The 21,109-nt window shown below is 57.2% G+C and carries 23 protein-coding genes and 1 pseudogene; 17 read left to right on the top strand and 7 right to left on the bottom strand.

The window, feature by feature from the left end:
• Nucleotides 1-13 precede the first annotated feature (13 nt).
• Nucleotides 14-553 (bottom strand): Mpo1 family 2-hydroxy fatty acid dioxygenase, encoded by a 540-nt coding sequence (locus RW095_RS15015; RefSeq protein WP_317019717.1) that lies wholly within the window; start codon nucleotides 551-553, stop codon nucleotides 14-16.
• 90 nt (nucleotides 554-643) lie between these two features.
• Between RW095_RS15015 and RW095_RS15010 the strand changes: the two genes are divergently transcribed.
• Complete coding sequence (locus RW095_RS15010; RefSeq protein ID WP_317019716.1) at nucleotides 644-1,357, top strand: Crp/Fnr family transcriptional regulator; 714 nt, start codon at nucleotides 644-646, stop codon at nucleotides 1,355-1,357.
• 184 nt (nucleotides 1,358-1,541) lie between these two features.
• Here RW095_RS15010 and RW095_RS15005 read toward each other — a convergent pair whose 3' ends face one another.
• The 3 genes and pseudogenes from RW095_RS15005 to RW095_RS14995 form a co-directional block, all read right to left on the bottom strand.
• Nucleotides 1,542-1,910: a hypothetical protein gene (locus tag RW095_RS15005; protein WP_317019715.1), complete on the bottom strand. Its 369-nt coding sequence runs from the start codon at nucleotides 1,908-1,910 to the stop codon at nucleotides 1,542-1,544.
• A 188-nt stretch (nucleotides 1,911-2,098) separates the two neighbouring features.
• Nucleotides 2,099-2,359 carry a hypothetical protein gene (locus tag RW095_RS15000; protein ID WP_317019714.1) on the bottom strand — a complete coding sequence of 87 codons (261 nt, stop codon included), beginning with the start codon at nucleotides 2,357-2,359 and terminating at the stop codon, nucleotides 2,099-2,101.
• Nucleotides 2,352-2,705, bottom strand: a pseudogene (locus RW095_RS14995) (DNA/RNA non-specific endonuclease); the annotation flags it as partial. The pseudogene RW095_RS14995 and the gene RW095_RS15000, both read right to left, overlap by 8 nt.
• 280 nt (nucleotides 2,706-2,985) lie before the next feature.
• On the opposite strand from RW095_RS14995, the gene RW095_RS14990 reads away from it, so the two are divergent.
• Nucleotides 2,986-3,582, top strand: coding sequence for a phospholipase D family nuclease (locus RW095_RS14990; protein WP_317019713.1), 597 nt, complete (start codon nucleotides 2,986-2,988; stop codon nucleotides 3,580-3,582).
• 1,119 nt (nucleotides 3,583-4,701) lie between these two features.
• Here RW095_RS14990 and RW095_RS14985 read toward each other — a convergent pair.
• Nucleotides 4,702-5,073 (bottom strand): helix-turn-helix domain-containing protein, encoded by a 372-nt coding sequence (locus RW095_RS14985; protein ID WP_317019712.1) that lies wholly within the window; start codon nucleotides 5,071-5,073, stop codon nucleotides 4,702-4,704.
• A 201-nt stretch (nucleotides 5,074-5,274) separates the two neighbouring features.
• Here RW095_RS14985 and RW095_RS14980 point away from each other — a divergent pair, with 201 nt between their 5' ends.
• From RW095_RS14980 to RW095_RS14950, 7 genes are all read left to right on the top strand, one after another.
• Nucleotides 5,275-5,658, top strand: coding sequence for a hypothetical protein (locus tag RW095_RS14980; protein WP_317019711.1), 384 nt, complete (start codon nucleotides 5,275-5,277; stop codon nucleotides 5,656-5,658).
• Between the two features lie 68 nt (nucleotides 5,659-5,726).
• A complete protein-coding gene (locus tag RW095_RS14975; protein ID WP_317019710.1) occupies nucleotides 5,727-6,428 on the top strand; it encodes a hypothetical protein in 702 nt (233 codons plus the stop codon).
• A gap of 11 nt (nucleotides 6,429-6,439) precedes the next feature.
• Nucleotides 6,440-7,369: a helix-turn-helix domain-containing protein gene (locus tag RW095_RS14970; RefSeq protein ID WP_317019709.1), complete on the top strand. Its 930-nt coding sequence runs from the start codon at nucleotides 6,440-6,442 to the stop codon at nucleotides 7,367-7,369.
• Nucleotides 7,323-7,736, top strand: coding sequence for a BPSL0761 family protein (locus RW095_RS14965; protein ID WP_317019708.1), 414 nt, complete (start codon nucleotides 7,323-7,325; stop codon nucleotides 7,734-7,736). The genes RW095_RS14970 and RW095_RS14965 overlap by 47 nt, the downstream gene beginning before the upstream one ends.
• A 31-nt stretch (nucleotides 7,737-7,767) precedes the next feature.
• Nucleotides 7,768-8,322, top strand: a complete 555-nt coding sequence (locus tag RW095_RS14960; RefSeq protein ID WP_317019707.1) for an HAD domain-containing protein — start codon at nucleotides 7,768-7,770, stop codon at nucleotides 8,320-8,322.
• A 286-nt stretch (nucleotides 8,323-8,608) separates the two neighbouring features.
• Entirely contained in the window at nucleotides 8,609-8,839 is a 231-nt protein-coding gene (locus tag RW095_RS14955) for an AbrB/MazE/SpoVT family DNA-binding domain-containing protein (RefSeq protein WP_317019706.1), read from the top strand.
• Nucleotides 8,840-9,430: 591 nt separating this feature from the next.
• Nucleotides 9,431-10,171, top strand: a complete 741-nt coding sequence (locus tag RW095_RS14950; RefSeq protein WP_317019705.1) for an SIR2 family NAD-dependent protein deacylase — start codon at nucleotides 9,431-9,433, stop codon at nucleotides 10,169-10,171.
• Between the two features lie 61 nt (nucleotides 10,172-10,232).
• Here the strand turns inward: RW095_RS14950 and RW095_RS14945 are convergent, their stop codons facing one another.
• Nucleotides 10,233-11,288, bottom strand: a complete 1,056-nt coding sequence (locus tag RW095_RS14945) for a LacI family DNA-binding transcriptional regulator (RefSeq protein WP_317019704.1) — start codon at nucleotides 11,286-11,288, stop codon at nucleotides 10,233-10,235.
• A 230-nt stretch (nucleotides 11,289-11,518) separates the two neighbouring features.
• Between RW095_RS14945 and RW095_RS14940 the strand changes: the two genes are divergently transcribed.
• From RW095_RS14940 to RW095_RS14910, 7 genes are all read left to right on the top strand, one after another.
• Nucleotides 11,519-12,511: a substrate-binding domain-containing protein gene (locus RW095_RS14940; protein WP_317019703.1), complete on the top strand. Its 993-nt coding sequence runs from the start codon at nucleotides 11,519-11,521 to the stop codon at nucleotides 12,509-12,511.
• A 111-nt stretch (nucleotides 12,512-12,622) separates the two neighbouring features.
• A complete protein-coding gene (locus RW095_RS14935) occupies nucleotides 12,623-14,191 on the top strand; it encodes a sugar ABC transporter ATP-binding protein (RefSeq protein WP_317019702.1) in 1,569 nt (522 codons plus the stop codon).
• Entirely contained in the window at nucleotides 14,184-15,197 is a 1,014-nt protein-coding gene (locus RW095_RS14930; RefSeq protein WP_317019701.1) for an ABC transporter permease, read from the top strand. Before RW095_RS14935 ends, RW095_RS14930 begins: the two co-directional genes overlap by 8 nt.
• Nucleotides 15,194-16,225, top strand: coding sequence for an ABC transporter permease (locus tag RW095_RS14925; RefSeq protein WP_317019700.1), 1,032 nt, complete (start codon nucleotides 15,194-15,196; stop codon nucleotides 16,223-16,225). The genes RW095_RS14930 and RW095_RS14925 overlap by 4 nt, the downstream gene beginning before the upstream one ends.
• The gene (locus tag RW095_RS14920; RefSeq protein ID WP_317019699.1) at nucleotides 16,222-17,097 is read left to right on the top strand and encodes a sugar phosphate isomerase/epimerase family protein; all 876 of its coding nucleotides are present in this window, start codon (nucleotides 16,222-16,224) and stop codon (nucleotides 17,095-17,097) included. The genes RW095_RS14925 and RW095_RS14920 overlap by 4 nt, the downstream gene beginning before the upstream one ends.
• 122 nt (nucleotides 17,098-17,219) lie before the next feature.
• Complete coding sequence (locus tag RW095_RS14915) at nucleotides 17,220-17,840, top strand: nucleoside/nucleotide kinase family protein (protein ID WP_317019698.1); 621 nt, start codon at nucleotides 17,220-17,222, stop codon at nucleotides 17,838-17,840.
• An 87-nt stretch (nucleotides 17,841-17,927) separates the two neighbouring features.
• Nucleotides 17,928-18,911 (top strand): aldose epimerase family protein, encoded by a 984-nt coding sequence (locus RW095_RS14910; RefSeq protein WP_317019697.1) that lies wholly within the window; start codon nucleotides 17,928-17,930, stop codon nucleotides 18,909-18,911.
• 399 nt (nucleotides 18,912-19,310) lie between these two features.
• Here RW095_RS14910 and RW095_RS14905 read toward each other — a convergent pair whose 3' ends face one another.
• A complete protein-coding gene (locus RW095_RS14905; RefSeq protein ID WP_317019696.1) occupies nucleotides 19,311-20,057 on the bottom strand; it encodes an esterase/lipase family protein in 747 nt (248 codons plus the stop codon).
• Between the two features lie 276 nt (nucleotides 20,058-20,333).
• On the opposite strand from RW095_RS14905, the gene RW095_RS14900 reads away from it, so the two are divergent.
• Nucleotides 20,334-20,840, top strand: a complete 507-nt coding sequence (locus RW095_RS14900; protein WP_317019695.1) for a phasin family protein — start codon at nucleotides 20,334-20,336, stop codon at nucleotides 20,838-20,840.
• The last annotated feature ends 269 nt before the right edge of the window (nucleotides 20,841-21,109 follow it).

Genomic DNA, 21,109 nt, shown 5'->3' with positions numbered 1-21,109 from the left:
CAGGCTGCGCGCATTACTCGTGCGCCGCCGCGCGTTGTTCGTTCGTCGGCGTCGGCCCCAGCTCGCTTTCTATCGCTTCACGGAGCGCAGGCCGCCAGCCGATGTAGAACAACGCTTCGGCCAGCACGAACAGTGGTCCGATCAGAAGGCCGATCACGTCGTCGACAAAAGCCGGCTTACGGTGCTCGTAGGCAATGTGGCCGATGAACTGAAACACCCAGCCGATCGCGAAGAGTCCCACGCCGGTTGCCAGCCAGATCGAGGTGGACTGCGCCGCGATCCACTGGCCGAACGCGATGCAAAGCGCGGATACCGCTGTCATCAGCAAGCCCAGCGACACGTCGAGCACCAGGTAATAGAGCGTGGCCGCGGAGAACAACAGCCACGTGGGCGATAGGATCAACGGCGGCGCGGCGAGCGCGAAAGCCGGACGGCTCAACAGCACTGCCAATGCAAGCACGATCATTGGGATGCCGATGAAATGCGTGGCGATATTGCGCCGGTCGCGATGGTAAGCCGCATATTGCGTAAGCTGTTGCCTCAGCGTTCTCATGGATGCCGCTCCTGGGTCAAAGCCAGCATAATCGCGGCGATTGGAATTTGAAACCATCGGGTAGCCGACAATCGGAACAAGTGCGATTCAATGACCGCAAGTCGTCCTCGTACTCAGCTTGCCGCGCTGCTTTCAGACAGTGCATGGTTTCGCTCGGCCCCGGCCGCTTTGCAGGCCCAATTGATCGGCGCGGGCCGAATCGAGCGCCTCGCCGCTGGCGAGCGTCTCTTCACGCGCGGCGATCCAGATGACGGCATCTATTGCGTGCTTGGCGGCGTCGTGCGAATCGGCGCAGCGAGTGCGAGCGGCAAGGAAGCATTGCTTGCCTTGATCGAACCGGTGAACTGGTTCGGCGAGATTGCGCTGTTTGACAATCGTCCGCGAATGCACGACGCGTATGCCGAACGCGATGCCGAACTGTTTTATGTGACGCGCGCCGCACTCGCCGGGCTGCTCGAACGCACGCCTGCGTATTGGCACACAATCGGCTTGCTGCTCACGCAAAAACTGCGTCTCGCCTTCGACGCGATAGAAGAAGCCGCGTTGCTGCCCACCGCGCAACGCGTAGCGCGGCGGCTGTTGTTGATGGCTGGCGGATATGGCGAGGCGGGCACCATGCGGCGCGTTATCAACGTGCCCCAGGAAGATCTCGCGATGATGCTGGCACTGTCGCGGCAGACCATCAACCAGGTGCTCAAGCAGTTTGAAACGCAGGGCGCGGTGAAGCTCGGCTATGCGGAAATCCGGATAGTCGACGAGCGCAGACTTCGCGAGCTTGCGCAGTTGAACCTAGGTGCACATTGACGGCTTGAACGCGGCTTCGCCGCGCGATTGCCATAGATTGCTACTGTTCCGACAACGCGAAAGCTGGCATAAAAAAAGGCGAGTCATACGACTCGCCCTCCCTGAACGGCATTGCCCGGCTTCGATTATTTGCTTAATTCTTCTAATGCATGCGTGGCCGGTGCGTGCCGGAACCGTGCACGTGTTATTGCGTTTTGGTCGTGCCGGTCTTGGCGCCGTCAGCGCTCACTGGCGCATTGTTGGCCTCTTGCGCGCCGTCCGTTTTCGTTTTCGCCGCGCTGGAATCGGCAGGAGTCTTCTTCACTGCGTTGTGTTTCTTTGCGGTGTGCCTGGAAGAAGTCTTCACATGCGACTTCGCGGTCGTGCTCGAAGGTGCTTTCGCGTGAGTGGTGGCTGCGGTGTCATTCGACGCGCCGGTTTGCACGGAGGTGCTTGCCTTGAGATTCGCCTGGCCCGCGGGCTGCGTTGCTTCGGACGGTGCCGGTGCGGCCGTTTGAGCGAAAGCGGTTGACACGAGCAGAGCGGAAGCGAGAGCAGCGAAAAGCGTCTTCATGGTGTGACTCCTTGTTGAACCGGTGGATTCCTGTTTCGCGGCTGGATTTGTTCAGCGCTGCCGGTTTAACGCAGTCCGGAGGACAGCAGTTGACGATGTTCTGGTGACAAAACGTAACCGCAGAAACATATCGTGCTGCTGACTACTCTTCCGGCCTTCCCGCTCTCGACGCTACACGACTCCAAACGTTAGTTGAATGGATTGTCCACGACACCCGGTTTTGCATCCGGTTCGTCCTTCACTTTAGCGGGCAGCCCCGGATGCGCCTGCAAGGCCGCGACGATTGCATCCACCGCTTCCTTCAATGCGAGCGCGGCCTTCAGCCCTCGCTGGTCTTGCGTCAGTTCGAGCGTGCCATTCAGCACGACGCGCTTTGTGCCGTTGCTCACGGTCATTGCGTCGCCTTGAATGTTGAGTACGTCGTCGTCGTTCGAATAGGGTTTAAACACCTTTGAGTCCTCCCGGTCGCTGATCCTTGAGGTTCTCCGGAATGCCCGGAAAGCGAATGCCCGATGCTGCTTCAAGTTCGTGAATCGTTCTGATTTCGTAGCGATTCGTGGACACATTGTCGACCACTACCGCGAACGCCAGTTGCCGCGAAGGTACGTAGACGACCTTGAACAACTGCGTTGGAACGAACACGCGCGTGGGTCCGATTGTTTGCAGTTGCTGGCCGCTGAACATCGGACCCGTGACGACATACGTGTCGTCATAAGCCATGGCGATTTTACGCACTGACGTTTCGATGCGCGCCCACAGCCGTTGATTGTTTTCGCGATTTTGCGGCACAGCGTTTTATGCAGACCAAAGGTGTTCATTTATCTCACTATCCCCTGTGTACCGGCAGTTTTCGGTTTTGCTTTTATGTCTTTGTTTGTCAACGTCTCTTCTCCTACTGGGGGGTGTGGGGGGCCAAAAAGTTATCCACAGGCGAGTCCCAGATGCGACCGGTGTACACGAGAACTTCATTGGAGAGTCGACATGTCGTCGACTTTGAGAGTGGATGACGTAAGCTCTTAACGAAGATTGTTTGCTAACGTAAAGTATAGGGATTCTTCTTCCTGATAAAACACTCATGAAACTGAAGGTCGCAGTTGCAGCATCGTTCACAAGCCTCGCCATCTGCGGTAGATTCGCAAACCTCGGGTACGCAAAGTCACCGTTGTCAGGATTGTTGCGCTGGGATTCCGATTCAATTGCCAAGCCAACCGGCTTCCAAAACAGCGCGTCGTATCAATTGTGCTTCGTCCCAGACGGCGCGAGTTGCCAAGACCTTTTGGTAAGTACAATCGACCGGACGCAATCGAAGTTGCGGGTTCAAGCGTACTCGTTCACGAGTGCCCCGATTGCAGCAGCCATAAAGCGCGCAAAGGACCGTGGCGTTGACGTCAAGGTCATCCTCGACAAGAGCCAAGTCTCGCAAAGGTACAGCGGCGCTACATACCTCCGTAACGCCGGTGTCGACGTAGTCATAGACACGAAGCCCGCGATTGCGCACAACAAGGTCATGATTTTCGATGACGAAGGCGTCTTCACCGGCTCGTTCAACTTCACGAAATCTGCGCAGGAGCGTAACGCGGAGAACGGGATAATCATCCGCGGCGACACCGCGTTGACGAAGACGTATCTTGCGAACTGGGAGAAGCGCTACAGCGTTTCAAGTCGCTATTGAATACCGCGTATGTCGGGCCTGCACTTCGGCCGGGTCTGCCATTTTCCGAACAGAAGGGAGTTGAACCTTGCGAGGCCCGAAGTTTTGTGACGCTCACGCGGAGCTAGGCGGTGGCGGCGCAATCGTACTCGTGCTGCACTTATAGAGTCTGCGCCGCAAGGAGCAGCGTCTGTCGCGCTACCGGACTTGACCGCTGGCTTGAATTCTCGCCGTGAGCAGCCTACCCTAGACCTCACGACCATCGTGGGTCGAAAACCAAGCGAGGGCGGCAATGAGCGGATTACGACGTGACATGGTGAAGCGGATAACGGCACAAGTAGGACAACCCATCGCTGCGCAGCTAGGACATACCGGCAAGTCAACAGTGCACCACTACGTGAAATACATCACAAGCTTGCACGAAGCCTGCCAACGGGACTTCGTCGGCCAATTCTTGAATGGGGTTTTCGATGAGAATTGTGATTCACCGGGGCGCGAGACCCTCCACGAAACAACAATGGGAGTTTGCCCGCCCTTGAGCCCGCTTGACCGAATCTGCGAGGCTGGACCGTGCCTATCAGCGTCCGACACGCTGTGGGACCCGATAGCTTGGGATTTTCCCGACAGCATGTACTACGCAAGCGCGCAGTTTCATTCCAACCTGGTTCGCTGTTGGAGCGACCTAGACCGAACAAGCCAACTGGCCGCTCACTTCGCGGCGCGGGAATTCTGAGCGAGATTTTGGTCCCGTTAGAACAGATTCCTGCCCAGCCGCCCTCGTCCTAGACGAGAGCCCGGCAGTTCTTTCGCATCGAGCCGATGCGACTGCACCTGTCAGCCACCAGCGCGCACGCGACAACTGTGTCCGGACCTGTACCTGCAGCAGTGGGTGTTCGACCCGAAAAATGGAGCCCGTTGGTATCGGTGTGGCCAAACGCGTCTCGGGTTCCTGCTTCCGAGCTGCCACGGCAGAGAGTGGCTCGCCCACGACTGAGGTCTTGGGGGCGCTAAGGGCGACACGGCGTGGCGACACCGCTGGCCGCTGCTGGGGTGACCTTATCCAATGGCGTTCAAAGCTAATAAGGGCAACGGCTCAGGGGCGACGTCGAGATTTTTAAGTCGGATGTCCACCCGGACAGACTAGGGCGCCTTCTTCCTGGAATGTGGCTTCTTGGCAAGACGCTCACACATCTCGCCAAACCACCTTCTGACCAAGATTTGGTCTTCAAGAGACAGTCGTTCGAGCAGCGATGCCACCTCCTGAGCTGTGTCGCTCGACCGCGTGGACCCGCGCTGTAAAAGCTCGACCGCTGGCACCGACAACACTTCAGCCAACTCGTACAAACGAGGCAACGTCGGAAGAACGATACCCCGTTCGAAGCGGCTGATAGTCTCGACGGTAACTTGAAGTCGCTCGGCTAGAACTTCTTGTGTGTATCCCCGCTCGGCCCGGATGCGAGCGAGCGCGGCCCCAAGTTGACTGGCCAGGTTGTGTTCTTTTTTCGATGTCACTACTCAACATTCTGTGTCGTTGGTCGACACATATAGTCTCCTCATCTGGCAATAAACGTAACGGCATGGTATGTTGATATAAGACATGATGTGTCTGGTTGTTAATTTAACAACTCCCAGCTGTACCCCAACTATTCGGCCCGTGTGATGCTATTCACTAACAGCGACTGGGAAGAGTCGCATCCCGTAAAGGCGGCTATCGTGCAACCACTCACCGCGTGGCGTTGCATCGGATGGTCAGACCTCACATTAAATTTCTTCGTCGCGGCGACTCCTGACCGCCAAGACCTCACAAGCCCGGACGGCTGGGTCGTGGATGGCGCTGAAGCCTTGATTGAACTCGTTTTGCACTTGAGCGATGTTCGCTTTGCTGTTCACGTGATGGCTCGCAAAGAGGCGCATGCTTCAATCACCTTGTGTCGGGTCACTGGATTGTGGAAAGAGCTGGAGGACGAAATCTTTGGCACCGCGGGCTACTGGTACTCGACCGCCGACGGTCACACGAGACCCTGTTCTCCTATCACGGTTGCGAAGTCTGCGGAGATACCACAGTTGATGAAGCTGATGAATTTCGAAAACACATGAGCAAGTCGGTGCGGAGTCGTCTAATCCTGCGCCGAGCAATATTTGAATAGCAACACATAGGAACAGATATGCCACGGTCCGGAAGTAATGCGAAGGACAACCCGCTGTTAAACGGCACCGACGTGCGACATGTCGCGCGGAACGCCGCCGTTGCAGCGATGGTGTCGGACCCAACAGGCGCAGAAGCTCTTCTTTTCCTGTCCGATGCGGAAGTCGGGCGCCTCTTCAAAGCACACCTCATTCAAGTCATCGGTACCGCCACGTTGTCGAACTTGGACCTAAGCTCGACTCGTGAAGAAGACGAGAATCAACGCCGCTTGACCAAACGCCGACTGTCGGAATTCTCGGGTTTGACCAACCTCTCTGCGGCAAACATAGAGCGGTACTCCCTTGTTCTTCAAGGAAGGCTGCTACCTGCAGAGGACTTCTGCAAAGCCGCAGGCATCACTGAGCAAAAACTGAGCGAAGACGTTGCGTCGTACCGGTTGTTCACTGTGGAATTCGAGTCTTACCAGTATTACCCAATTTTTGCCCTATCGAATCTAATTAACAGCAGGGATTTCTCTAGGGTGGTGCGGCGTCTAGGGGACTCGACAGGCTGGAGTAAATGGAAATTTTTCACGACGCCATCAAAATCGCTTGGGGGCCTCACGCCGCTGAGACTTCTGCAGCGCGATGAGGTGGAGCGCGCACTTGCCGCAGCCGATGAATTCAAAGCCCTAAGTGCGGTGTTCTTTAGCATCACAAGAACAACGCCGGTCTCTAACTAACTCGTGCCGTCATGAATTCAATCACGACCAAGGAAGCGCCGATGTCACCGCCTTCCCGCCAAAAACGAGACGTTCCATCGCCCGAAGAGGCGCGGCTTGCACAGATAGACCACGCGATTCATTGTGCAGTTGTGGCTGCCCTCCTGGTTGACCCTATAGGCTGGAACGCGCTTCTCGAACAGCTTTCCGACGAGCAACTCGGGCGCATGTTTAAGAATCGACTGTGGAAAGTCATTGGCGTGTCGACGATACTGAACCTAGACCTCCCTTCGATGCGTGACGAGGGCGAGAAACTACGCAAGGGCGTTAGCCGTAAAACGAAACTGCGAACATCTGAAAACGAGGATGCGATACAGAGCGAATCGACAAACTCCGAGCGCTACGACCTCGTGCGTCAGGGGAAGTTCCTGCGCACGGACGACTACCTTGGGGCTGCAGATGTCACAGAGAAGAAACTGAGCAAATCCCTCGCTTCAGGGAAAGTCTTTAGCGTTGAGCTCGAAGGAGAGGGGTACATTCCCGCATTCTTTCTCTCGCCCATGATTCATCACAACGACTTCGCGAACGTCCTACGTAACCTTGGTGATACATCGGGTTGGAACCGGTGGGACTTTTTTACCACTCCAATAGAGGCGCTTCGTGGTTCGACGCCGCTCCAATTTCTCGCGCTTAACAAGGTCAAGCCTGTGCTGAGAGCCGCTGATGAATTTGCGAAGTCGCGGCACGCTGACGCAGACGATTTCATGTCTATCGCAGAAGTGGCGAAGCTGCTATTCGTTTCCCGTGCACATGTGGTGAAGCTGCTCGTGCAAGGGAAACTCAAGCTTCACCACAAAACGGGGAACAACCAATTCGTGATGAAGGCGTCAGTGCTGAACTATCAGGCCGAACAGCGTGCTGCAGCAAAAGCCTACCAAGCTTCAACACCCGAAGAAGAATGAGCCGAATGCGACCAGTTGGGCCGAACGCCAGGTTAGACGGCAAACGCTCACACCTGGCTTAACGGAGCCGATGATGACAATGCCACATGAGCGCACGAAAGCCGTTGTTGAGACGCGAAAGTTGTTGCAGCTGCTCGCTTCTTCCGAACATGTAGCCAGCCACAAAGGCATTCACGCTATCGCGGTACGGCTACCTCGGCACTACCCGCTGGACATCCACCTCGACATTTCTGCTGTAGCACTGCCGGGAGTCTGGGCGACCCCTGAAAATTGGCAAGTTGGCGCAGTAGCGACGTTCAGCAATATGGGAGCAGATGATGACGATGAATCCGCATCCCGCGCGGCCCGGTATGTCAATCCGCTTTAGATTCCCGAATCCTGAAGTCTGAGGCCGAACCATGAGCAATGACTCAAAACCGACGGCACTGGTGCTGGACGAACCGACACCGACTCTTTTCGTTGACTACGACGGAACGCTCCACCGGGGTCGAGGACTCCTGGATGTCAGCGGCAGTATTTCGCTCGACACTGGCAACGCCCCGTTCGAATTCGCTCCTTTGCTTGCAAGTCTGCTCGAACCATATCCACAGGTTGAAATCGTCCTGACATCCTCATGGTTATACAAACTACCGCTCGAGACAGTCGTTTCATATTTGCCAAAGCAATTAGCGCTGCGTGTTGTTGGTTCGACTCGCGGATACAAGGCTAGGTTTGGCTATCTGCAAGACGGCTCTGCTCGAACGTACATCATTCGCTCGTACGTGTTTGAGCACAAGTTGAAACACTGGCTTGCTCTCGACGATGCGGTCTTCGGCTCGTATCATCTGAGCACGGACTTCCTCGACCTGGAGCAGCATCTTGTGTTGCTCGATAGTCAGCTCGGAGTTAGCGCCCCCGAAGCTCAGCAGAGAATTATTGATTGGTTGATTGAGGTGCACAGGGCAAACGCTTGACTGCAGCGGAGAGCTTCCACCTCACTGGGTGAAAAGGCCGTGGCCGTGCATTGGACCAGGCACCCGCTGACCAACCCAGCCCTTGGATACTCAGATGCTTTGACGCCTTTGTGGCCTCGAGCCCGGCAACAGCAACCCCGTTTACAATCGATGCGTTGATGGCAGTAGTAGCGCCAGTAAGCGACTAGTAGCAATGGACTTGTTCCCTGGCTAACAGATTCGTAACGCAAAGGAATAGAGGCGTCTCAATAGTGGGGCGCCTACCCGAACATTCAAGGGGAAGTTCATGGCTGAATCGCGACTGACAACCAGAGGCCGTACCACCGTACCCGCCGTGGTCAGGAAAGCGTTAGACATGAAGCCGGGCACGCGGCTGGTACGGCATGTCATGCCCGATGGCAAAGTCCTGGTACGGGCAAAATCGAAGTCGCTTCTGGAGCTGGCGGGAACCGTGGAATCCCCGGTCCAAGGGGTGACCATCGAGGACATGAAAGCGTGGCGACGGTACCGCGCGTAACGTGGGTGCATCGAAGCGCCTGAGAACACTTCCGACAATCACGAAAGAGCTCATCTTGACGGTCGTTGCTTCAAGCAATAAATTGGGCCTCTCGCTTTTTCCAGATGGCAAGTGAATGTCCGCGGCGCAAGGCAACTCAATAGATAACGGGATTTGGTTTACCGAAGTAGCGCCGCCGACACATCTCGCTAAAACTTGGGCCGCGGTCACGCGTCAAAATTATGAATGTATGCGCTCGCGTCAAATCTCTTTTAACTCAGCGCATGCAAAGGCGCCTGCTTAGTCGCGAGAGCGCGAAAGAGCTGCTGCTTGCCGATGCAGTTGCGGGGCTCAACGATGAAAAAACCGGGCGCGCAATCAGCGAGGCCGAATTTCGTCGACGGTTTCGACGATGAAGACGAGCGCAAGGGACGCCAGCGCACACATCGCATTCACGGCCCGTTAAATTAATGCATCTGCCTTTCAGGCCTTCGGTAGTCGTCGCATTGTAATGGGAGTACAGAGCTGACCGATTCGCAAGATGAAAAGCTGAAGAAAGCCGCCGGCTGGCTGCGAGAAGCCGACGGACTTCTCATCACCGCTGGCGCAGGAATGGGCGTCGATTCGGGCCTTCCTGACTTTCGCGGACGAGACGGCTTCTGGCGCGCTTATCCAGCCCTTTGGAACCAAGGCCTATCGTTCGAAGACATGGCAAACCCGGCGAGATTTGCGGAGCATCCGAAACTGGCATGGGGCTTTTATGGACATCGTCTGAAGCTTTATCGTGAGACCGTTCCGCACGAGGGCTTCGCAATTTTGCGCAAATGGGCGGACCGCATTCGTCACGGGGCCTTCGTGTTCACGAGCAACGTCGATGGGCAGTTCCAAAAGTCCGGTTTTCCAGCAGACCGCGTTCACGAACGCCACGGGTCGATTCACAGACTTCAATGCCTAGAGGGTTGCTCCACAGATACGTGGTCGGCAGACGAATTTCATCCGCTTGTAAATGAAAAGACGTCCCAGTTGGAAAGTCCGATGCCCCGTTGTCCGCGTTGTGGTGCCCTTGCGCGTCCAAATATCCTGATGTTCGGGGACTGGGGATGGGTTGATGTGCCCTATGAAAAGAAAGGGGAGCGCCTGGCGGCCTGGATTTCATCTGTATCGAAGCCGGTTATTGTGGAACTTGGCGCAGGAAGAGCCTTGCCGACGGTACGACGGTTCAGCGAGCGAAACGCGCGCGAACGGCTCATTCGAATTAATCCCCGGGAACCAATCACCAACCCTATGCATGGTGTTGGACTCACGGGCGAAGCCGCCGCAACAATCAAGCTGCTTGAGCTGGCAGTTGGGTGACGTCGAGCGCTTCCATTAAGTTTTGAGTTGTTCTTCGCCGTGAGTGTGTTCGTCGCTCCTATCAGCGGTCAAACTCCTTCGTCTGCTCCGCTTCTTCGAACATCTTGCCAAGGCCCGTGGGCACAAGGATGAGAGACCTGTCTGCAGAGTCGCGTTTTTCAACTATGGCGAACGCTTCGGAGATGATTTTGTCCACGTCTTGCCGCAACAATGTCACGTCGAACGGTAGGTATGCTGCGAACGGGTCCCAGTCGAAGCAGCCAACAACCACCGTCTTCCAGGCGTCGTGAGGTAACGTCGCCATAAACTGAACTAGGCCTTCAAGCGCGGTAATCGAATTCATCAGCAAGCCAAACGGGGGGCGCCCCAGCCTCTGGCAACGAATGGTCAGCGCGCGGTTGGCAGCCGCCGCGCTATATCCGCTGCACTCGATGGCATCATTTGCAGGTGTCAAACCGCGAGCCTTGAAAGCGTCCCGGAATCCTGCGATACGCATTTCAGTCGCATATTCATTGGCTACACCGCCCAACAGGACCATCTCACCCGTCGAATGGCCGCGCGCCAGCAATTTCTCAATCAGGACGCCGGTTATCTCCGCCGCTCCTTTGCGATGGTCCGTAACAACCGACGGCGCTCCATCGCCTGGCAGGTCAAGGTTGATTGAAGGCACGTTCGCGGCTGAACAGAGGTCGTTCAGCGGCGTCGGATTCCGCACACCGGCAATGAATAGCAACTCAACGCGTTGGGACAGAAGTGTTTCAGTAACACTCACTTCCACTGCCGGGTCGCGCTGGGTTCCAACGACTATAGGGCAGAGTCCGCGGTTACGAGCCTGGTCTTCAAAGGTCTGAGCAAGTCCTGCAAAAAAACGGTTCCGGTAGTGCGGAAGAACCATCCCCGCGAGTCCAGAGCGCGACAGCCTGAGCCCTCGCGCTTTCATGTTGACGTTGTACCCAAGCTGCCGCGCACATTCGAGAATTCGATTCGCCGTCTCCTCCTTGATGCGATACCGGGCCCAGTTGCCGTTCAACACCATGCTCACCGTTGAAGTTGAAGAGCCGGTCTTTTCTGCGATGTCGTAAATCGTGGACTTTCGTCCGGGGTTGCTGCCTGCCATCAACGTGACTCCGAGGGCATTTCCGCCGTTCATGTGCTCTGAAGGTAACCGTTCCGCAAAAAGTGCCGTACCAGGGTAACTCCGGGGTCGACCGATTTGCTGAATAGATTCAGCATACACCAACCCGAATTGCTGAATGGATTCAGCAAAAGTTTAGCAAAGTCAGAAGCGGGTTTTCCTAACACTCATCGGGCGTCTGCCGGGTAGGTCGGGCGTCCAACGGAGGAGACATGTTCAAGAACATCATCCGCACTTTGGGCGCAGGCGCGGTCGCGTTGGCTTTGACGACAGGCTTCGCATCGGCCTCACCTGACAAGCCGGTAATCGGGGTGGTCGTCAAGATTGGCGGCATTCCCTGGTTCAACGCGATGGAAGCGGGAATCAAGAAGCGTGCTGACCAGCTCGGCGTCAAGGCATTCATGGTCGGACCGACAAGCGCAGACCCTGCGCTTCAGGTGCGTGCTATCGAAGACCTGATTGCGCAGCACGTAGACGTCATTGGCGTAGTGCCGAACGACGCGCAGGTGCTGGAACCTGTACTTCAGCGCGCCCGGGCAGCTGGTATCAAGGTCATCACGCACGAGTCCCCGAAGCAGCAGAACGCGGACTGGGACTTTGAATTGGCCTCGGTCAAAGGCTTTGGCGATGCATACGGAAAGCGTCTCGGCGAGGCGCTGGGCGGAAAAGGCGAGTATGCAGTGTTCGTCGGGTCCTTGACCGTACCACTCCACAACGCCTGGGCGGACGCGGCAATCGCCTATATCAAGGCCAACTATCCTGGAATGACCCTCGTTGGAGACCGCTACGGCGTCGCTGAAGACGTGGATGCCTCGCGCAAAACAGCGCTCGACCTGATGCGTGCTCATCCTAACTTGAGAGGTATCCTTGCATTCGGCAGTCAGGGACCCATTGGGGCAGCCCGCGCCGTTGCCGAGCAGCAGGCAAAAGGAAAGGTGCTGGTCCTCGGACCGTTCTCGCCTGGACAAGGCCGAAAGCTCGTTCACGATGGCGTGCTGAACGGCGGGTATATGTGGAATCCGGAAGTCGCTGGCGAAGTGTTCGTGACGCTGGGCACGATGCTCGCGAAGGGACAGCCGATTAAAGACGGCACGAATATCCCGGGTCTGGGCGTCGTTCATCCCGTTGGCCACAACCTGATTGTCGACAACCTGGTGGACCTCAACGCCAAGACCGTGGACGACCTCGCAAAGATGGGCCTCTGAGCGTAATTCCTTGCCGAACGGGTGAGCGCGGCGGCAAACCGCTTATCCGGAAGTAACCGGCGCGACACGTATGGTCGGCCGGTTACGTGAAAGTGCCATCGGAGCGTTTCCATGAGTCATCCAGCTTCCACCAACCCCCTTCGTTCTGAGCATGGGGTGGCGAATACGGCATCGGCCGCGGTTGACGCGGACCGCGCGCCACTGCTCAAGCTCGAGAACATCTCCAAAATCTTCGGCGGCGTTAAGGCGCTGCGGGCCGTGAAGTTCGACATCATGCCCGGCGAGGTACTATGCCTCGCCGGCGAGAATGGCTGCGGCAAGAGCACCATCATCAAGATTATCAGTGGGGTCTATCAGCCGGAACCGGGCGCGGTGATGCTCATGGACGGTGAGTCAATCGAAGGCTTGGACCCGGCGAGAGCCCGTGACCTAGGCATTCAGGTCATCTGGCAAGACCTGGCGCTTTTCCCCGAAATGACCGTCGCGGAAAACATCGCTTTCGAGCAGAACCTCGGGTCTCGTCCGCGCATCGTCAGCTACGGGAAGATGAAGGAAGCGGCTCGCCGAATTCTTGAAAGACTCGGTGTCTCCATCGACCTCAACCGCTCGGTTCGCTCACTATCTATTGCCCAACGGCAGGTCGTGGCAATCGCCAGAGCGCTTGTTCGCGATGCTCGACTTGTCTTCATGGACGAGCCGACGGCCTCGCTCAGCCACGCTGAGACAGAAGCTCTGCTGAAAATTGTCCGGCGACTTTCTGCGGATGGCATTGCAGTAGTGTTCGTCAGCCATCGGCTCGCCGAAGTGCTGGATGTCTGCACCCGCGTGACGGTTTTCCGCGATGGGCAGTACGTTGGCACCTTCCCCACCGGAGGGATGACCCAGACCCGTCTTACCGAACTGATGACGGGCCGCACCTTCGACTACGAAGTACGTACGACCGACTTGTCGAAAGCACCGGTCGTACTGGAGGTACAGGGCTTGTCACGCGCACGTCAGTACCACGACGTGTCGTTCAAGGTGCGACGGGGCGAGATTCTCGGTGTCACGGGACGCCTTGGCGCAGGCAGAACGGAAGTTGCATTGTCGCTATTCGGAATGACACGTCCAAATGCGGGCTCCATCCTGCTCGACGGCAAAGCCCTGTCCGTACGCACAAATCGTGATGCCATCCGCGCAGGAATTGCATATGTATCTGAAGACCGTCTCCAACTCGGACTCGTGCAGCCGCAATCAATCGGCGACAACACGGTGGCTGCGGTGCTCGACGACCTTCTAGACAGTACTCATCTGATTGCTGCCAAAAAGCGAAACGCGCTGATTCAAGACTGGATTCAACAACTGGCCGTCAAAATCGGAAAGCCCGACGATGCGGTCTCCACCTTGTCGGGTGGCAACCAGCAGCGCATCGTGCTCGCGAAGTGGCTGGCAACCAACCCGAAGCTCCTGATTCTGGATTCGCCCACCGTAGGCGTCGACGTCGGCGCTCGGGCAGGCATTTTCGCCATCATTCACAAGCTCGCTTCTGAGGGAATGGCCATCCTGCTTATCTCCGATGAGATTCCAGAGGTCTACTTCAACTCCGACCGGATTCTGCACATGCGCGATGGACGCATCGTTAAAGAGTACGTGCCGGGAACGACAACGATGGAACAAATCGAGCGAGACGTCCATGCCTGATTTTCGCAAACTCGGAATCGGTTCGATTGAGGCCCTGCTGATTCTCGTTATCGCCATCATGGTGATTGGCCTCAGCCTTTCAACCTCGACATTCCTCACGGCGCCAAACCTGTTCGACGTGCTCAACCAGAGCTCCGTCAACATCATTTTTGCAGTAGGGCTGCTGGTCGTGCTGATTGCCGGTGGCATTGACATTTCATTCGCCGTCGGTGCATCGGTGGTTCAGTACCTTACTGCATTGACCGTGATGCGACTTGGCGGTGGCAACTGGGCGCTCGGCTTCATCGTGTCTGCTTTTTTCGGATTTCTGCTTGGCTCCATCAACGCCACGATTATCTACAGATTCCGCATCGTCTCGATTGTGGTGACGATTGCCACCTTCAACGTGTTTTTCGGTGGGTTGATGTTCCTCACCGGCGGGGTCTCCATCTACGACCTGCCGGACTGGTGGACGGACAGGGTATCGCTCATCCATTTCAGCACCGCCAGTGGCAATGCGAACCTCGCACTGCCTGTGGCCGTGATGGTCGTCATGGTCTTCGCGACCTGGTTTTTGTTGCGACGCACGACAACAGGCCGACAGCTCTACGCAATGGGCGACAACCCCGAAGCAGCGCGACGCGTAGGGGTCAACATTGGCGCCATGCACTACATCGCCTTCGGCTGGCTCGGCATGATGGCCGGCATCGCCGGACTGATGCAAGCCCACTACGTACAGGAAGTTGTTCCGAACGCGTTTTACGGACGTGAACTGGATGTGCTCGCTGCTGTGGTGCTCGGCGGTGCGAGGCTGGGCGGTGGGCGCGGCACGATTCTCGGTGCCATCCTCGGCATTCTTCTGACCGCCATCACCGCAAACGGCTTGAACCTGCTGGGCATCTCGCCGTACGCGTTCAAGATGATTATCGGAGCCATCATCCTCATCGCCATTACGTTGTCGAGCGGCGGCTTCGCCAAGCTCGTCGGTGCGCGATTCACGTCTCAAAGCGTAAAGGCCTCGTCATGAACACCTCTACATCTCATCGCTCTTTCGCGCCGCATGTACCAGCGGACGTCGCCGGGCTGCTTGGATTCCTCGTTCTGGTCATCGCGGTCCTGAGTTTCGCATCAGACCGATTTTTTTCGGAGAGCACCTTCGTCTCGGTAGCGTTCCAGTTGCCAGAACTCGGCTTCTTTACGCTGGCCATGCTGATGCCGCTGATTTCCGGTGGCTTCAATCTCTCGGTGACTTTCACTGCCAACATTTCTGGCCTGGCGATGGCGTGGGTGCTTCGAACATACGGCGGAGCAGATGCGGGCGCGATAGCCATCATCCTGGGCATTGCTGCCGCATTGGCAACTGGCGCCGCCGCGGGTTGGGTAATGGGGGCTGTGATTGCTCGCACAGGAGCGAGCCCAATCCTCGTCTCTTTGTCGATGATGATTTTCTTGCGTGGGCTGGGCGAGTTCCTGACACGCGGAGGCGACATCTCGGGGTTCCCGCCGTTTGTGCGCGAAATGGGTAACGGTGTCTTCCTTGGCGTACCCATTCCTTTGCTGATTTTTCTCGGCTGCGCATTGCTTTGGCACGTCGTGATGACCCGGTCGCGGTTGGGCTTTGCCACCCGCATGATTGGGTCGAACCTTGAGGCGACGCGGTACTCGGGCATCCAGACAACGCGTGCGGTTACCCGAATTTACATGCTATCGGGGCTGATGTGCGGCGTTGCGGGCGTGGTGATGGCGGCCCAGTTCAATTCGGTTCGCGTTGGCCATGGCGAAGCATTTCTCCTCATCTCCGTGCTGGCATGTTTCCTCGGACGCGTTGACCCGTTCGGTGGCTTCGGCCGCGTGGTACCGGTCGTTATCGCCCTCGTAATTCTGCAGGTCATTGCCTCCGGCCTCAATCTGCTCGGCGCCAATCAGCATCTGGCGACTGCGTTGTGGGGCGTCTTCCTGCTTGCTGTGATGCTCTTCCGTTGGGCGTGGGCGAACGGCATTTCGAAAACCTTGGTCCGCAAGCGCGCGACCGCAACTGAAGGAGTTACACAATGAACAAGCTCGGCGTACACGCACTGGTTTGGGCTGGCGACCTCACGCCGGAGTCGACGCGCAAGGTTTTGAGTTCGACGAAAGAAGCCGGCTTCGACCTCGCGGAACTGTCGCTACATGGTCCGAAAGTTATGGACGTCGCCCTGACGCGAGACCTGCTACAGGAATTCGGGCTCGAAGTCGGTTGCTCGCGCGGCCTTACGTTCGAGGCAGACGTGTCGAGTGAAGATGCTGCGACGGTCGCCCGCGGGGTGGCGATGCTCGAGGAGGCAATCACTATCACCTCCGAAATTGGCGGCAAATATTTCGGCGGCATCCTGTACGGTGCGATGGCGAAATACAGCGCGCCGGTCACGAAGAAAGGCCGTCAGAATGCAATCGACTCCATCAAGCACATTGCAGATTTTGCGCTCAAGAAGGACGTGAAGCTGGGCCTCGAAGTCGTCAATCGCTACGAAAGCAACCTGCTCAACACGGCATCTCAGGCATTGGCATTGATTGACGAAGTCGGCGCGCCAAACGTCGGTGTTCACCTCGATACGTATCACATGAACATCGAGGAATCTGACTTCATGCAGCCGGTGCTCCTGTGCGGCGACCGCCTCGCTTATGTTCATATCGGCGAAAGCAATCGCGGCTACCTCGGCTCAGGGACTATCGACTTCTCTCAGTTCTTCCATGCGCTCGCGATGGTTGACTATAAGGGTGTCGTCACGTTCGAGAGCTTCTCGTCGACAGTCGTCAACGAACAACTGTCCAACGCGCTGGCTATCTGGCGCAACTTGTGGGACGACGGCATGGACCTGGCTAAGCATGCGCGCGAGTTCATGGCTGGCGGAATCAACGCCGCGGCAAAGGCGAAGGCGCATCACTGAACACGCGGCTTGCACGTAGCGCGGCAGCAGACGTGTCGGGATTCTGAAACACGGGCCGCCACGTGGCGTCGGCGTGCAATGCACGCGCTCCCGATGCTTGAAAAAATATCTGGATGATGTCCATGATTGAAGACCGTTATTTGAGCCGGCTGCGGCAGTTGACCAAAGGCGGACGTCGTCACATTCTCGGGCTGGTCGGCGCGCCGGGGGCCGGAAAATCGACCCTTTGCCAGGCAATTCTCGATGCGTTCCCTGGGAAAGTTGTGATTGTCCCCATGGACGGTTTTCATCTGGCGAACGTCGAGCTTGTACGCCTCGGTCGGGCATCCCGTAAAGGTGCCGAGGATACATTCGACAGCGCAGGCTATGTCGCGCTGTTGCGTCGGCTGCGCGAGCAGCGTGATGGCGAAACGGTCTACGCACCTACTTTCCGCCGCGAGATAGAAGAGCCCATCGCCAACGCGATTCCGGTCGCGCCCGATACGCCGCTCGTCATCACGGAAGGCAACTACCTTCTGTTCGAGCACGGCCACTGGAAGGGTGTCCGGGCCCTGCTCGACGAAGTCTGGTACGTCAACGTCGACTCGGCTGTGCGCCAGCAAAGGCTCGTCAGCCGTCACATGAGCTTCGGTCGTGACGCGGACTCAGCGAAACAATGGGTTAAGCACACCGACGAGGTCAACGCGCGCTTGATTGATGCCACGCGAGACCGGGCGGATGTCCAGTTCAGTTGGTCATCGTAGGGCGAGCTAGTCTGGACCTGGGCGCAGCAGTTATTGCGCTGCGCGGCCAGTTGGGATGCGGATTTTTGGTGAAGCGGACTAAACGACATGATGGATAAAATCGAGCGCTGGAAGCTTGGCTGGGAATACGGCGAGGCGGAGGTCCAGTCGCTGGGTGGAATGCTTGCACCCGTGCGTTTTGACATTGGCGAAGGACGCTCTGTCTCTCCCATGCAGGTGGCCCCCTGGGCTGATGACGGCCGCCAGCACGGACTTATGCGTGCGCTGCGCGGTGAATGGCCCTGTCTGCCGTTTGGGATGATTGAGGCGCCTGCGGGCCTTCCTGCTGAGTTTGGTCATCGCGAGGCCAGTGACGGCTGGGTTCACGGGTACGGTGCAAATCACATGTGGACACTGGTGAAACAGACCACCCACATGCTCTTGCTTCAAATCGCGTATCCGGCCGACAGTGCAATTGAAAAACTTGAGCGTAAGGTCGAAGCGGACCCGAATACGCCCGCCTTGCTGGTTTCGCTTACCGTGCACGCACGGCGCGATGTCGTGATGCCGTTCGCTCTGCATCCGACTTTCGCCATCCCCGACGGGGGCGTGGAGGTTATTGCCTGCGCCAGCCAGTCCATCTATAGCTATCCGGTCCCGCAGGAACCCGGCATTTCGCAGATTCTGCCCAACCGTGCGTTCGCGTCCCTGACAGAAATCCCGGCGACGGAGGGTCCGATGAACGCTTCCCGACTGCCATTGGCAGAAGGCACCGAAGAGCTGATGCAAATTTCCGGATGTGAGCCACCTTTTATCTTGCGGTATCCAGCGGAGCGTGCGGATGTGAGCCTCGACTGGAACGCCGGGGAGCTACCCGATGTGTTGCTATGGATTAGCAATGGCGGGCGTACTCACGAACCTTGGTCGGGACGACATTTCGCTGTGGGTGTCGAGCCCGCCAACAGTTTTTTCGACCTCGGTCGAGTGGTGACTCCTCCTGCCAGCCATCCGCTCGCCAACCGTTCCGGCTTGGCCTTCAAAGCAGACACGCCGCGGACAATCACGTACCGTTTGTCAGCACGGGCACTGTGAAAACGAAGTTCATTTTTACGCTGGGGGCGCGCGCTATCTGGCGACCGTGCGTGCACACAAGAAAAAGGCGTAGGAGATTTAATCATGCCGTGCTCGAAGTCGCGAAAATTGGCTGGCTCAAAAGGGCCTCGCCTCCACAAGCAGGTCCTGCTTCCCCTACCAAGCGACTATGTCCGCGACCAATCGTTGGCTTGTCATCTGGCTCTTAGCCGGATAGTCGGAGACGGAGCTCGCAAGTAGTCAAATACCGAGGCAGCGGCCGAGCTGTATCGCGTTCAATCAGAGTAGCCGACTGGCCGTTTCTGACATGCGTCGGAGCAACGCGGAGCTAGTTTTGAGATGCGGGCTTTTAGCCCGCCGTCCTCACGATGCTCGAAGATGATTTTGCACTCGGAGACACTATTGACCTGCGGCCCGCATTACGACCTGCCTATGACCGTCCGGATGCTGGGCGAGGAGGTCCGCCAGCACGCGCAGCACTTCCGGGTGATGGACCATGCCTAGATGGCTGACGTCCTCGACCTCAATGTTGCGGTGGTTCGTTGACCCGGTCGAGACGCATCCTTCCCACGCGACAATTCCGTCCGTTTTTGAGTAAACCGAAGCGGACGGAACAGGCGCAGTCGCATCTGAACACCGCGTGGGAGCGTGATTTATTGGAGGTATGCCACTGCTCAACATGTTCAGCATCCATCCGGCATGAGTGGCGTCAGAGTTGTCGGCAACAGGTGTCGCCAGCGTGATGACCTGGCGCACCAGTTCCGGATATTTCGCGGCCAACTGACGGGCGTAGACCCCGCCAAAGCTCCAGCCGAGCAGTGAAACCGAACGCCGATGCAACGCATGTATCTGCCGCAGATGGTCACCCAGCCGTTCGAGCATCAGGTCATTGTCGGCACCCGGCCCAAAGTTGACGCCTTGTTCCCAATCGTGGACTTCGTAGCCCAGTTGTTGCAGGCGCTTGCGCAGGTCCGACGTCGCGACCCCGCTGACACCCAGACCGGGAAATACGAGTACCGGATGACCGTCACCGTGCGGCAGCGGGGCAGCCAGCGGAGCCAGACCGGCAACGTAGTCAGCTGCCGCGCGAAGCGGTTCAAGAACGAGAAGTGTTGCGGAGGGTGGCGTGAGTTCAACGCTTTTCATTGCATCTCCAGGGGGACGTATGCAGGGCACCCTAAGTATGCGCCCGTATTGCTGCACCGCAGCGTAAATATATCAGATGCCACAGTTCAGTTGTCCCGCTGTTTCGGTGAAAAGCCTGTCACGCCCTGTTGACAAGGGAGAGAGGCGCACAAAAAGCTCAAAATGCGCAAAATAAGAGTTTGACTTCATCGAAATTGCGGTTATGATGAAACTCATATTGCTGCGATGCAGCATTTAATTCGGGCGACATACGGCCCTACTTTATTGGAGTCGAACATGAACACCCTCATCCCGGAACAAACGATTACTGCAACCAAGGCAAGCCTTGACACGACTTTAGCTCTCGCGAGCAAGGCTTTTCAGGCGTTCGAAAAGCTTGTCGAGCTCAATGCGCAGACGGTCAAGACGACGCTTGCCGAGGCGCAAGAATTCGCTGGCAAATCCCTAATTGGCAAGGCGCCGCAAGCAGCTTTTGCAGTTCAGGAAAACCAGTTGCGCGCCGGTGTCCAAAAGACTCAGGCCTACTGGACGCACGTGAAGGAAATCGTGTCGAGCACCCAGGCTGAATTCGAGGCGGTGGCCAAAGCGGTCTTCAAACAGCCCTCATTTGACGCGAAGACGTGGTTCGACAACATGTCGAAAAATGCACTGCCGGGCGGCGACGCGGTTTTGGCCATCTGGAAGTCGAGTCTCGGCGCAGTGGGGCAGTCAGCTAGCGCCGCGTATGCAACTGCCACGAAGGCGACTAAAAACACCGTTGAAACTGCTGTCAGCGAAGCGTAGTACTCGCTCGCGCTTGGAGACCAACACTGTGGTGAGAAAGTCTGCGACGAACGCGACGATGTACCTCCAAGTCGAGCAGTAGGGGTGAAAGTCCCGGTCGAAAGACCGGGACAACCCAAATGGAACGAGGGAAATCAGCCTGCGTGCGCGAAAACGTCCTGGCGCCTAAGCCTGACAGTCAAGGCAACCGAAGAGGGGTCCGGCCGCTAACGCGCCTCGTAAGCCGTTACCTCTTCGGGCGTTTCGTAGATATACGTCGCGACGTTGCG

The sequence above is a fragment of the Paraburkholderia kirstenboschensis genome (genome assembly GCF_032806925.1).
Lineage (GTDB): Bacteria > Pseudomonadota > Gammaproteobacteria > Burkholderiales > Burkholderiaceae > Paraburkholderia > Paraburkholderia kirstenboschensis.
The sequence above is the reverse complement of the archived record's forward strand: the minus strand, read 5'-3'. Positions and strand labels throughout refer to the sequence as shown.